Source organism: Aequorivita sp. H23M31 (assembly GCF_004022485.1).
In the GTDB taxonomy this organism is placed as follows: Bacteria; Bacteroidota; Bacteroidia; order Flavobacteriales; family Flavobacteriaceae; genus Aequorivita; species Aequorivita ciconiae.
The window spans coordinates 1,088,781-1,102,412 of the sequence record NZ_CP034951.1 but is presented as its reverse complement, the minus strand read 5'-3'; the positions used below and the strand labels follow the sequence as shown (position 1 = coordinate 1,102,412).

Below are 13,632 nucleotides of genomic sequence, written 5' to 3'. Positions count from 1 at the left end.
TAGGTATAAACTAGATATTCGGATTTATTCCTCAATGATTGGAAATCCTTGATATTGTAAATAGCTAATAGGCAAGTATTATAATTTACTAACATAATTTTTTTACTTCCATTTAATTATTTTTTCTAAAAATTTTAAATATTTCCATGAATGGAATGATGACCTTTAAAAAAACCTTCGTTAAGATGTATAAGAAAAACTCTTAAACTCTACGAATTATGAAAAAACTATTATTCTTTCTGCTTTTCTGTTGTTTAGCCATTTCAGGCTTGCAAGCACAGACCATTACGTGGACGGGAGCTGTAAACGATCTTTACAACAATCCCAACAACTGGAACCCAGCGCAGGTACCAACGGCTGCCAATGACGTGATAATCCCTACAGGGAGTACGATGACCATTAATGTTGGAGCTTCGGTAAAATCTATAAAGGTGCAGGGCACTTCTACGGTTACAATTAATAACAATCTTCAATTTACCCACGCATCCTCATTCAGTAGCAACACCACGGTTTATTGGAACAACAGCTCACTTTATGGCGGAGGTACACTAACCAATAACGGAACGGTAAATTTAACCACGGGCGCCTCACGATATATTTCGGGGCCTACTACCATAAATAATAATGGGTTGTTTACGATGCCCGCAGGGGGATACCTGTATCTTTATGATACTTCTGTTTTTAACAACACTGTTTCCGGAACATTTGACCTTCAGTCCGATGCGGGGTTATCCTATAACGGAACCGAACACAGTTTTATCAATGCCGGGCTGTTCAAAAAATCGGCAGGCTCGGGCAGTTCTCTTATCCAACCCATTCTTACCAATACAGGCACCATAGCTGTAGAAAGCGGCACAATGGATATGTATTACCACGCTAAATATTTTAACGGAGGAGTATATAATGTGACCGCAGATGGGGTTCTTAAAGTTTCCACCACAGGAATGAATATTAGTGGCACCCTCACCGGAAATCTTGATGGTCCCCTTTATTGGACGGGAAATTTCTCCGTACCGGATACGGCAACTTTTGATTTTACAGGTGACACAGGTGTTAGTTGGGCCTCTGGATCCTTAATAGGAGGCGGAACTTTGACCAACGAAAGCACGATAAATTTAGTGACCGGATCATCGCGGTATATTTCTGGCGGCACAACCCTGGAGAATATAGGTTTGTTTACGATGCCCGCAGGAGGATATCTGTATCTTTATGATACTTCTGTTTTTAACAACACCGTTTCCGGAACATTTGACCTTCAGTCCGATGCAGGGGTATCCTATAACGGAACGGAACACAGTTTTATCAATGCCGGGCTGTTCAAAAAATCGGCAGGCTCGGGCACCTCTCTTATCTATCCCATTCTTACCAATACAGGTACCATAGCCGTAGAAAGCGGCACAATGGATATGTACTATCACGCTAAATATTTTAATGGAGGTGTATATAATGTGACCGCAGATGGGGTTCTTAAAGTTTCCACCACAGGAATGAACATTAGTGGCACCCTCACCGGAAATTTGGATGGTCCCCTTTATTGGACGGGAAATTTCTCCGTACCGGATACGGCAACTTTTGATTTTACAGGTGACACAGGTGTTAGTTGGGCCTCTGGATCTTTAATAGGAGGCGGAACTTTGACCAACGAAAGCACGATAAATTTAGTGACCGGCACATCGAGGTATATTTCTGGCGGCACAACCTTGGAGAATATAGGTTTGTTTACGATGCCCGCAGGAGGATATCTGTATCTTTATGATACTTCTGTTTTTAACAACACCGTTTCCGGAACATTTGACCTTCAGTCCGATGCATGGGTATCCTATAATGGAACCGAACACAGTTTTATCAATGCCGGGCTGTTCAAAAAATCGGCAGGCTCGGGCACCTCTCTTATCTATCCCATTCTTACCAATACAGGTACCATAGCCGTAGAAAGTGGCTCAATGGATATGTACTATCACGCCAAATATTTTAACGGAGGAGTTTATAATGTGAGTGCTGGAAGTTCCTTGATTTGCTCGTCATCGGGAATGAACATCAGCGGAACATTAACTGGAACCTTGGATGGTCCATTGGTCTGGACAGGCAATTTTTCGGTTGCAACTACTGCTACCTTCGATTTTGCCGGAACCAGCGGGGTAAATTGGAATTCAGGAGACTTATTCGGTGGAGGTATCTTGACCAATGCCAGTACCCTTAACCTTAGCACTGCAGGCTCCAGATATATCTCTGGAACTGTAACAACCTTGGCCAATACAGGCACCATTAACTTTCCCGATGGGGGAAATTTATATCTGTATAATGACACAGCCCTAGATAATAAAACGACGGGTGTTATCGATTTCCAATCGAATGCAACAATCTCTTATAATGGTTCGGGTGCATTTAAAATAACAAATGCCGGAACCATCACAAAATCTGAAGGAACTGGGGTTACCTACATCTATCCGCCCGTAACTAACTCAGGCACCATAAATGTCCTCACCGGCGAACTCGAATTTGCGGATAATTTTGGGCTTAATAATACCATTGATGGTGTTATAAAAGGCACCGCCACAATTGATCTGCCTTCACCAGCCAATTTTACCAACGATGGCACCTTTGCTCCAGGAGGTTCTCCAGGAATGTTAACGGTTCTCGGCACCTATAAATCCACCTCATCTTCCGTACTGGATGTGGAAATTAATGGTCTTGCAGCGGGGACTGAATACGACCAACTCGTCATTACCGGAACCAATGCCATTTTCGAAGGCACTGTGAATGTAGATCTTGGATTTGAGGCAAATGTGGGCGATTCCTTTACCATTGCTACTGTAAGCGGAATTATTGTCACCAAAAACCTGGCCTCACCGGTTTTTACCGTCTATGGATGCAGGGAATATACTTTTAGTGTCAGTTATCCCGCAGACAAATCTGTGGTTCTTACCGTTACCAACAAAGGAGAAGTGCAGCCACCACAGGTAGAGACCCAAAACATCACTGTTCAATTGGACGTAAACGGAGAAGTTTCCATCACTCCAGAACAAATTGACAACGGAAGCGGAGCAGGTTGTGCCGAAGGCGGGGAACTCACCTTTAGCTTGGACCAGACTGATTTCACCTGTGCCGATATCGGAAACAATACCGTTGTTCTTACCGTTACCGATGAAAACGGAAATTCTGCCTCCGGTACGGCCATAGTTACCGTGGAAGACGATATGGCTCCTTCGGTAATGGCCCAAAATATTACCGTAAATCTGGATGCCTCTGGTTCTGCAACCATTGCTGCATCGGATATTGACAGTGGCTCTACCGATAACTGCAGTATTGCTTCCAGAACTCTGGACATGAGCACATTTAACTGCTCAAATATCGGAACCAACACCGTTACCCTTACGGTTACAGATCAAAGTGGGAACAGCAATACTGCCACAGTTTCCGTTACCATAACAGATTCATTGGGCGCCTGTAACGAAGCTCCCGTGGCCGTCTGCCTGGCATTGACAATGGATGCGAACGCAGACTGCCAAGGTGAGGCGACCGCCCGGGATTTTGATGGAGGTTCCTATGATCCCAACGGCAACCCCTTGACCTTTACCTTAACTCCAATTGGACCGTTCGGAGAAGGGACCACGCAAGTGACCTTGACCGTAAGCAACGGAACGGATTCCGATAGTTGCACCACCACCATTACCGTAGTGGACAATACCCCTCCGGTGGCAAATTGTGCCGCTCCCTTTACCGTTCAATTGGATGCCAATGGCCAGGCCAGCATCTCGGTTTCGGATATAGACAATGGCAGTACCGATTATTGCGGCATTATGAGCACTTCCATCGATGTTACCGATTTTGGCTGTGGAAATATCGGCGAGAATACGGTGACCTTGACCGTTGTCGACATAGGCGGGAATATTTCCACTTGTTCTACCGTAGTAACCGTTACCGATCCATTGGGCGCCTGTAATGAAAGTCCTGTCAATGATAACTGCGCAAATGCAATTCCCTTTGCTTTAGGTGAAGCTGGTATAATAGGTGACAATACGGGAGCTACTCCAGATGGACCTGTTATGGACTGTGCTTTCTTCGATGATCCTGTTCACGCCGATGTTTGGTTTAGTTTTGTTGCCCCTGAAAGTGGAAATTTAACAATTCAAACATCCAAAATTGATGGATCCAATATGGGTGATTCCCAAATGCAGATTCTCGATGGTTGCGGTGGAAACATATTGGGTTGTAGCGAAGATGAGGGAGCAGGATTATTCAGTCTCATCGAATTGCTCTGTGGCGAATATACTCCAGGTCATACCTACTACGTTCAAATTGATTCGTATGGACTTTACAATAATGGTCCATTCAAGTTAACAGCAACCGTAGATGGGGCTTGCGCACCTTGTGAAGCACCCGAACTTACCGTTTATGCTTCAGATAGTCTGGGATCACCCATTGACTGCCTTAATGCAGGTGATCAATATTATGTGAACGTGGGAGTTAGTGGAGGATCCGGAAATGACTCTTATACACTTACCGACAATAACGGGAATGAGTTGACGAACAACTTGACAACAAATTATATTGCCGGTCCTTATGCCCAGACTGATAGCGTGAGCTTTACGATTGTAGGCAATGACAATGATTCATGCAGTGTTACCAGTGATATGGTGTCAGCCCCCGGACCTTGTGATCAAACTCCCGTAGCAGTATGTCAAGCCGTTATCATAAGCAGCGATACCAATTGTCAGGGCCAAGCTGTTGCAGCCGATTTTGATGGTGGATCAACAGATCCCCAGGGTGCACCGCTTACTTTCACTATTGATCCCGTTGGTCCTTATAATGTGGGGGTGACAGAAGTTACCTTGACAGTGAGCAACGGAACAAATTCCGCCAGCTGTACTACAACCGTTACGGTAGTGGATGATACTCTACCCGTGGCAAATTGCGCTGCTCCTTTTACCGTCCAATTGGATGAAAGTGGCAACGCCAGTATTACTGTGGACGATATTGATAATGGCAGTGCGGACAATTGCGGCATCGCATCTATGGCTATCGATTTGGAGAACTTTAATTGTGAAGATGTAGGGGAGAATAATATCACTCTTACGGTTACGGACAACAGTGGCAATGTTTCTTCTTGCACCACCGTAGTGACCGTTGAGGACGCCCTCGCCCCAACTGTAATTGTTCAGGATATTACCGTTAGTCTCGATTCCAGTGGCAATGCAAGTATAGTGGCCGCGGATATTGATAATGGCAGTTATGACAACTGTTCCATCGCAACTATAGTATTGGACATTGAGGCCTTTACTTGCGATAATATTGGAGCAAACCAAGTAGCTCTTACTGTTACAGATATTAATGGCAATTCAGCTTCTGCCACTGCCACGGTCACTGTACAAGATCCATTACTTGCCTGTGGCACTGTTGCTCCGGGAGATTACTTCATAACCACTTGGAGAACCACTGTTTCCAATGAGAGCATTACCATCCCCACTTTCCTGGGAGAAACATATAATTACAGCGTAAACTGGGGCGATGGCAGTACTATATCCGGCTATACCGGTGATGCCACACATACCTATTCGGCCACGGGCACCTATACCGTTTCTATTAGCGGAAGTTTCCCCCGTATCTTTTTCAATAACACAGCAGCGGACCGGATGAAGATCAAGTCCATCGAGCAGTGGGGAACCAATGTCTGGACCTCCATGAACGGCGCCTTTGCCGGTGCGGGAAATCTTGTGAGTAATGCCACCGATATGCCAGATCTGTCGATGGTTACCGATATGTACGGCATGTTCGCCTATGCCAGAAAATTTAACGGTGACGCCAATTTTGGAAACTGGGATGTAAGCAACGTTACAAATATGTACGGTATGTTCGGTGGGGCTTCTATCTTCAACTATCCGATCGGAGGTTGGAACGTAAGTAACGTGACCGATATGGGCCAGATGTTCCATGGCGCCACCAGGTTCAATCAGGATTTAGGAGCTTGGGATGTGGGCAACGTTACGTCCATGCAGGAAATGTTCTTTGCTGCAATGAGGTTTAACGCCCCTATTGGGGGCTGGGATGTTGGGAACGTGACCAATATGGCCCGTATGTTTTATCATACCAATAGGTTTGACCAGGATCTCGGTGCCTGGGATGTAAGTAAGGTTACGGATATGAATAATATGTTCAAGAACGTTACCCTTTCAACGGAAAACTACGATGCGCTGCTGAATGGTTGGAGCGCCCTTACCCTGAAACATAACGTGAAATTTCACGGTGGTAACAGTAAATATTGTGCAGGGGAACCAGGCAGGATCATTCTAACTTCGGCTCCAAACAATTGGACGATAACCGATGGCGGAAAGGACTGTGGAGTATATCAGTCAAAATTGGACGGAGACGGCAGCGTTCTATTATCAGAAGTGACACTATATCCAAATCCGATGAAAGATCAATTGAATTTGGGCAATCCTGACGGGGTTGAACTTGAAAGTGTCACAATTTTTGACCTAACGGGCAGACTGGTAGAGAAAGTAGAACTTAAGGGAATTACTTCTGGAACCATAATAGATGTGTCAAGACTCTCCAGCGCTACTTATATGATAATTATAAATGCTGAGAATGGAAGAAAAACTGAATTGTTAATAAAAGAATAGTTTTTCTATTTACTGAATTTAATTCTTAAAACCCTCTCTTCCTTTTTTAATGGATGGGAGGGTTTTTTATTAACATCATCTTTAGGAAGAATAGAGTGGAATTTGGATAGGTATTTAATAGATGGAATAAAGTCTTTTCCAATTAAATCCCAATTCGGTGATAATAGAGGGAGTCCGTAGATCCAAGGAAAGTGAATGATCAAGGGAAAGATTAATTTTTGGTTTAAAACTGAATTCATAAATAGAGATTAAAAATCCTCCCATTTTCTAAATGAGAGGATTTTCAAACTCCTTATTTCTCTTTTCTAATTGGAAATTTAAATTCTACTAAATTGTCTAATTAGTATTTTTCAAAATTTAAGTGTGATAAAAGGAATAGAAATAATCTAGTTGCTATTATCCTTTTCTTGTGAATCTGATTTATCAATTTTCGTTAATTGTTTAATCCCATCTGGACCGTTGGCCATATTTTCGATAAAGGGTTTAAAAAGATCAATCGGAATGGGGAAGATTGTCGTTGAGTTGTTTTCAGTTGCAATTTCTGTCAAGGTCTGTAGATATCGGAGGGTTAGTGCACTTGGTTGTTTAGAAAGAACCTCAGCAGCGTCTGATAGTTTCTGGGAAGCTTGAAATTCTCCTTCCGCAGCGATTACTTTTGCTCTCCTATCTCTTTCGGCTTCGGCTTGTCGCGCCATCGCTCTCTGCATTTCTTGTGGTAAATCCACTTGTTTTATCTCTACGGTAGAAACTTTCACCCCCCAAGGTTCGGTGTGGGTATCTATAATTTTCTGCAGTTCTAAGTTCAATTTGTCCCGCTGCGATAGGATCTCATCAAGTTCGGATTGGCCCAATACACTTCTAAGGATAGTTTGTGAAAGCTGGGAAGTCGCATAAAAATAATCTTCTACCTCTATAGTCGCTTTTTCAGCATCAACGACCCTAAAATAGACAACCGCATTTACCTTTAGCGTAACGTTGTCAAGGGAAATAATATCTTGGGTTGGAACATCATGTACTATAGTCCTTAAGGTGACTTTTTTCATCTTATCGATAAAAGGCAATAAAATTATAAGTCCCGGGCCCTTACTTCCGCCTTTTGTAACTCTTCCCAATCGAAATACCACTGCACGCTCGTATTCCTTAAGGATTTTGATTGCACTGAGAACAATAAGTATTCCGAAGAAAATCAATACATAAATTGGGACCATAATATTTGAATTTTAGTTATTTTATTAAAGATATGGATTTAACGATTAACTTGAATTGGTTTACACCAACAACTTCTACATCACTATGAGCAGCAATCGTTCCCTCCTTAGCAATGGCATTCCAAAATTCCCCATTTACCCTTACTCTTCCTTCGGGTGATAGGGTTTCCATAGCAATTCCTTTAAGTCCAACCAGCGCTTCGGAGCCGGTTTTTTTCTTTCCGAATTGGGCTTTTATTCCTAAGAAGACCAACAATATAAAAAAAGCGGACATGATTACTACCGAAGATATAAGGACGGTCCACGATATATGAAGGACATCTACCGATTGAGTTTCATCGATCAAGAACACAGATCCCAAGAAGAGACAAACTACTCCCCCGATAGATAGGAGAGCATAGCTCTGAAATTTAATTTCCAGCAAAAATAGGATAATGCCCACCACAATCATCGCCAACCCAGTAAAGTCAATGGGTAAAACCGACATTCCGTACCCTGCCAATAGCAAACAGACTACCCCTACAATGCCCGGTACCAAACCGCCAGGATTGCTAAACTCAAAAAATAAACCCATTAGACCCATGATTAAAAATATATACATCAAATTGGGATTGCTCAAATAGGTTAAAAATTTCAGTTTGGAACCCATTTCCATCGTTTTTACGTCAGCCGAAGCCGTATGAAGAACTAGTGTTTTTTCGGAAGCTAAGGAAACCGTTTGGCCATCTATTTTTTTAAGTAAATCGGCAAGATTATCTGCCTTTAAGTCGATGATATTGTGGGTTAGTGCCTGTTCGGCGGAAAAGGAACGGCTGTTTGTTACCATCTTTTCAATCAGCTCAGGATCTTTCCCTCTATGTTCGGCAATTGAACGTATAAAGGCTGAGGCGTCCTCAGTCATCTTTGAATTCATTATGGAGTCTGGAACCGCGCCCTGTAATATTGGGTGAGAGGCTCCAATATTAGATCCCGGACTCATAGCAGCGATATTTGCGGCAAGCGCAATAAAAGCCCCTGCCGATCCAGCACGAGCACTCGATGGGGTTACAAAGGAAATGACGGGGATTGGCGCGTTCAAAATATTGCCAACCATTTCACGAGTAGGGTCCATCATTCCCCCTGGAGTATTGATTTCTATTACAACACAAACTGCATTCTCTGCCGCCGCCTTATCCAGACCATTACTAACATAGTCCGCGGTGGAAGGATATATGGGGGTATCCAATTGTAATAGAATTACTTTTTGGGCGCGACCCACGAAACTAATCGCTAAGGAAAGCGCAAAGAACAAAATTCTAAGAGAGATTTGTTTCATAATATTCCAAAAAATTATTTTCTCTAAAAATAAGAAATGTTGGCGGGATTACTTCTTTTATTCCACTTGCTATTAGAGAATTGATTCTACTAAAATGCAGACCGTAACTGGTTCGTCATGTTTTATACCCTAACTCTATAAGAGCGGGTCGATCATGTGATTTATTTAACGCGGCAGAAATTAAACGCATTTTCATTTTCCGTAATTTTAATATACATTTTTTTATTGTTCATTTAAAATCATCTAAGATGAAAAATCGATGCAACTTCGTTTATGCTGGTCTATCAATTTTTATGACCTTGATCTTCATGCAGCCCTGTGAGGCACAAATCTGGAAAAAAATCGCAAATAAAGTTGAAGAGAAAACAACCGATCGGGTTTTGGACGATGTGGATAAGGTGACGGAAAAGTCCTTGGATAAGGCAGACAGTCAATCTGGGGAAGGAGATGAAAGTGACACGCAAAATAACCTAAATTCTGAGACAGGAATTAGCTCATCCGAAACTCCCTCGACTTCTATAAAATCCTATCAGAATTATGATTTTGTTCCCGGTGACAATATCATCTTTATGGATGACTTTACCGAAGATCAGGTAGGCGAGTTTCCCGCCCATTGGACTTTGGAAAGTGGACAAGCTGTAGTTAATAGAGTAGGAAATATACCGGCCTTTTTTCTTACGGACGGAAATTATGTTAAAGTCGCTCCCAAAATGAAAAGTAAAGAATATTTAGCAGGACCTTTCACTATCGAATTTGATACCTATAACAATGGAGAAGGAAGTGAGAGTCCTGTGCTTGTCTTGAAATATAATGATCAAAACGGAGATTCACAGGAAGGAGAAGTTACCTTTTCTAGGGGAGATAACAATGGCTATGGTAGTATAAGTCTTGATGAGTTTCCACATACCACCTCCGCACAATTTCCAAGTGCGTTGAAGGAAAGCTATGAAAACCATTGGCACCATTGTGCGGTTATTTTTAAAGATGACCAATTAAAATGTTATGTAGATCAATATCGCATTCTTACCATGCCAAATTTAGGTTGTGCGCCCAACGCTTTTGCCTTTGAAGGTATAGCGGAACAGGATAGCCCAATTATGATCACAAATGTCCGAGTGGCCTCTGGCGGAGAAATGAATATGGTCGGTAAAAAATTTACCGCATCAAAAATCGTTACCCATGGGATAAATTTCGATCTGAACAAGGCTTCTCTTAAACCTGAAAGCATGGGAACTTTGAATATGATCGTAAATTTAATGAAGTCAAATCCCAGTATTAAATTTGAGATTGATGGATATACCGATAACAGCGGATCCGCCGAACATAATCTCACATTATCGCAGCAACGATCTGAGGCCGTAAAAAACCAACTTGTGAAAATGGGAATAAGTTCTTCCCGTCTTAGCACAAAAGGTTTTGGTGATGCTAGTCCTATTTCCGAGAACACTACATTGGCAGGTAGGGCAAATAACCGGAGGGTCGAATTTGTTAAGGTTTGAACATTCTTTTGAAGTACGCTTTTTTATTCAAGAGTTCCCCATGGTGGTCCGGGAGTTGGAATAGGTTTACTAAAATCAAAACTGACCGAGAATAGCCGATCGCTACCAATTCGTCGCAGGTTATAAGTAAACGTGGATTCGTTTATGGTAAACCACCATATATTGCTAGAAGCGGCCGGCAATATTTGTGAGGTATATGGATCGGCGGGAAACATTTGTAAGTCTGCCAACCCGTGGTTAGAGCTGATCCCTCCGTATTGGGTCAGTTCTTCTTCGGTGCCATCAAGATGGCGATGGTCGTGCTTTAGGTTAATTATTTTATTTTCACTTAAACGCAAGACCCACGTTCGCGATTTGTTTTCCCCTACAAAAAACGAAATTCTAATTTCATTTTCAGAGCAGGAGCGCACGTGCATTACCAATTTTTCACCATAAAATCCGTCTCCGGGAACAGCTCCTTCCAGAATTTTACCTTCGTAGGCCTTTCCCCAGTGTGCACTTAATTCAGACCAAAACTTCTCAGAATTTTTGGGTTCTTGAGCCATTAGGTAAATTGGAAATATCAAGAAGAAATAAGTCAATGTTTTCATTTTTGTCTTTCAATTAGGTGGTGGGAAACATACGAAAAATAGTATAGGTTAGTTCCGTCTGGAGAGAAAAAGTTTAAAGTGTAAAAGTTTCAGGTGAACTGAAGGTTAGAAGTTTTATTGGTCCATTCAAAAAACAGTTCTGTATGATTAAACATATAAATTATTACTTTTGGTAATCCAACCAACTAATATATATGGGAAGGTCCCTGAAGGGAATAATTTCGATTATAACTTCCTAAAAATAATTATAGCACATGAAAATTATCTCTTGGAATGTAAATGGTGTACGTTCAATAGTAAAAAAGGATTTTTTTGATAACATCTCAAGGCTCGATCCCGATATTCTTTGTTTACAAGAAACCAAAGCCCAGGAGGAAGAAGTAAAAAATGCACTTTCAGAAATCGGTGGATATTATCACTATTATAATTCCGCGGAAAGAAGGGGATATTCTGGAACGGCTATATTAAGCAAAACGAAGCCTTTATCGGTAATCCGCGATATGGGAATTGAAGAACATGATAAGGAAGGGAGAGTTTTGTGTGCAGAATTTGATTCCTTTTGTTTAGTTAACGTATATGTCCCAAATTCCGGACAGGTTTTGGAAAGATTGGATTATAGACAGGGTTGGGATATAGATTTTCGGAACTATCTAAAAAATCTTGAAAAAACCAAACCCGTAATTCTCTGTGGAGATCTAAATGTTGCCCATCGCCCAATAGACCTTAAAAACGATAAATCCAATTATAATAAAACCGCTGGTTATACTCAAATTGAAATTGATGGGATGGACGATTTAATAAATTCCGGATTTGTGGATTCCTTCCGTTATTTTCATCCTGACGAGGTGGCTTACACTTATTGGAGTTATAAATTTCGAGCAAGAGAACGAAACTCAGGCTGGAGGCTGGATTACTTTATGTTAAGCCAATCCTTAGTGGATAAAGTAAATAAGGTGGAGATATTATCTGAATATTTTGGGTCGGATCACTGTCCAATACGCTTAGATATCAAAGTTTAAAGAATTGCTAATAACTAGGATCGTAGGGAATGGAATTCTATTTTTTTTTGATGTGCCAATTAGGCGAGAGATGAAAAAATTCGTGTTTCTAAAAGTGGTGTTTCCAAATGGACTCCTCATCTCCTGTTCACAGGATTTACAATATTTTCTTAAAATGCATTCTTTTAATCCAATTGCTTTGTAATTTGGCTAATACCAAAAAAAACACAGTATATGAAAAACGCAAGATTAATTTTCGCAATTGGATTAACATCTCTGTTGGTATCCTGTGGCACGTCTAAGGAGACGACTTCTGCCAAAACAAATGCGGACAGAGGAAGGAATAATGTTGAAACCGCTTCCACTGCCAACAAAAAAGCCGTTTTAGATTCGAGAACAGCTAATACCGCCCCCGCCAGCGTTAAGGATGCGAGTTTTGCAGATGAAAAAGATTATTTCAATCGTATGTATACAGACTTGGATATGAGCTCGCAGCAGATCTCTGTTTTTGAAAAGGAATGGAAAAGTTCTACGGATTCTTGGAAAAGAACAAATCCAAACAGAAAGATGAATGATTACGAACGTATTGAATCGCAAGACAGGATTTTAAAGAAAATATTGAACGACTCTCAATTTGAATCCTACCAACAGTGGGTTAGAGACCAGGCTGGAAAGCGTTAAAGTAATATGTAAGTCGGGCCAGAAATAGAAAAGACCGTTTTAAAGTTTAAAATTTAAAACGGTCTGTTTTGTTTGCAACCCCCTATTCAAGGAAGTTAAGTTGTTCTTTTCTGTTTTGAACCAAAAAGAAGCCGCAATGTTTTCCAAAAACTAAAAGATTCTTTCGCCGGTTCTTCATCCGAAGTTTCAAAGTCATGGGCTCGTAGAAAATCACTATGCGATCGGCGATCCATATACCGCTTTCTTTCGCGATCGATATTTTCCATATTCTCTTGGTTTTTTTCTAAAATGGAATCAAAAAGAGGGGAAAGTCTTTCGTTAAGTGTATTTATGGGCTCCTTTAGGAAAAAACCCTCAGCTCCTTTTTCTATGAGCAAATCCCGATCGGATTCATTTTTAAGATGTCCCGTAATAACAATAATGGGAATTTTCGGATTATATTCTTTTGCAATTCGAATTACATCAAAAGCATCCATTCCTACCAGATTGAAATCCGTGATGATAATATCGGGGATGTAGGTTTTCAGCGCATTTATCAATCCCAATTCACTATCAACAAATCTTATTTCAGGATTTTTGCTGATTTTTTTGAGTTGACGCTGTAACAAGAAAGAGTCTGAGACTAAGTCTTCTACTAGCAAAAAATGAAGGTCGGAGGAGTAATCCATATTAAAGTCAGGTTAAAAATGTATATAAGGTAAATAGATGTTAAGGTATA

At 41.3% G+C, this 13,632-nt stretch carries 8 protein-coding genes; 4 read left to right on the top strand and 4 right to left on the bottom strand.

Features of this window, described 5'->3' with window-relative positions; all coding sequences use genetic code 11:
- Window positions 1-218 precede the first annotated feature (218 nt).
- Window positions 219-6,623, top strand: a complete 6,405-nt coding sequence (locus EI546_RS04900) for a BspA family leucine-rich repeat surface protein (protein ID WP_128249497.1) — start codon at window positions 219-221, stop codon at window positions 6,621-6,623.
- 386 nt (window positions 6,624-7,009) lie between these two features.
- Here EI546_RS04900 and EI546_RS04895 read toward each other — a convergent pair whose 3' ends face one another.
- Together EI546_RS04895 and EI546_RS04890 are read right to left on the bottom strand one after the other, a co-directional pair.
- Window positions 7,010-7,831 (bottom strand): slipin family protein, encoded by an 822-nt coding sequence (locus tag EI546_RS04895; RefSeq protein WP_128249496.1) that lies wholly within the window; start codon window positions 7,829-7,831, stop codon window positions 7,010-7,012.
- 16 nt (window positions 7,832-7,847) lie between these two features.
- Window positions 7,848-9,146, bottom strand: coding sequence for an NfeD family protein (locus tag EI546_RS04890; RefSeq protein WP_128249495.1), 1,299 nt, complete (start codon window positions 9,144-9,146; stop codon window positions 7,848-7,850).
- 248 nt (window positions 9,147-9,394) lie between these two features.
- Here EI546_RS04890 and EI546_RS04885 point away from each other — a divergent pair, with 248 nt between their 5' ends.
- Window positions 9,395-10,645 (top strand): OmpA family protein, encoded by a 1,251-nt coding sequence (locus tag EI546_RS04885; RefSeq protein ID WP_128249494.1) that lies wholly within the window; start codon window positions 9,395-9,397, stop codon window positions 10,643-10,645.
- A gap of 23 nt (window positions 10,646-10,668) precedes the next feature.
- On the opposite strand, the gene EI546_RS04880 is transcribed toward EI546_RS04885, so the two are convergent.
- The gene (locus EI546_RS04880; protein ID WP_128249493.1) at window positions 10,669-11,235 is read right to left on the bottom strand and encodes a hypothetical protein; all 567 of its coding nucleotides are present in this window, start codon (window positions 11,233-11,235) and stop codon (window positions 10,669-10,671) included.
- A 254-nt stretch (window positions 11,236-11,489) separates the two neighbouring features.
- On the opposite strand from EI546_RS04880, the gene EI546_RS04875 reads away from it, so the two are divergent.
- Window positions 11,490-12,254, top strand: coding sequence for an exodeoxyribonuclease III (locus EI546_RS04875; protein ID WP_128249492.1), 765 nt, complete (start codon window positions 11,490-11,492; stop codon window positions 12,252-12,254).
- Between the two features lie 213 nt (window positions 12,255-12,467).
- Window positions 12,468-12,914, top strand: a complete 447-nt coding sequence (locus EI546_RS04870; protein WP_128249491.1) for a hypothetical protein — start codon at window positions 12,468-12,470, stop codon at window positions 12,912-12,914.
- A gap of 95 nt (window positions 12,915-13,009) precedes the next feature.
- Here the strand turns inward: EI546_RS04870 and EI546_RS04865 are convergent, their stop codons facing one another.
- On the bottom strand, window positions 13,010-13,582 hold the full coding sequence (locus tag EI546_RS04865; RefSeq protein WP_128249490.1) for a response regulator: 573 nt from the start codon (window positions 13,580-13,582) through the stop codon (window positions 13,010-13,012).
- Between the last annotated feature and the right edge of the window lie 50 nt (window positions 13,583-13,632).

What these genes read in the sequence shown, in the direction of transcription:
- EI546_RS04900 (WP_128249497.1), top strand. Translation starts at nt 219, where the DNA reads ATGAAAAAACTATTATTCTTTCTGCTTTTCTGTTGTTTAGCCATTTCA.
- EI546_RS04890 (WP_128249495.1), bottom strand. Translation starts at nt 9,146, where the DNA reads ATGAAACAAATCTCTCTTAGAATTTTGTTCTTTGCGCTTTCCTTAGCG.
- EI546_RS04885 (WP_128249494.1), top strand. Translation starts at nt 9,395, where the DNA reads ATGAAAAATCGATGCAACTTCGTTTATGCTGGTCTATCAATTTTTATG.
- EI546_RS04865 (WP_128249490.1), bottom strand. Translation starts at nt 13,582, where the DNA reads ATGGATTACTCCTCCGACCTTCATTTTTTGCTAGTAGAAGACTTAGTC.
- EI546_RS04870 (WP_128249491.1), top strand. Translation starts at nt 12,468, where the DNA reads ATGAAAAACGCAAGATTAATTTTCGCAATTGGATTAACATCTCTGTTG.
- EI546_RS04880 (WP_128249493.1), bottom strand. Translation starts at nt 11,235, where the DNA reads ATGAAAACATTGACTTATTTCTTCTTGATATTTCCAATTTACCTAATG.
- EI546_RS04875 (WP_128249492.1), top strand. Translation starts at nt 11,490, where the DNA reads ATGAAAATTATCTCTTGGAATGTAAATGGTGTACGTTCAATAGTAAAA.
- EI546_RS04895 (WP_128249496.1), bottom strand. Translation starts at nt 7,831, where the DNA reads ATGGTCCCAATTTATGTATTGATTTTCTTCGGAATACTTATTGTTCTC.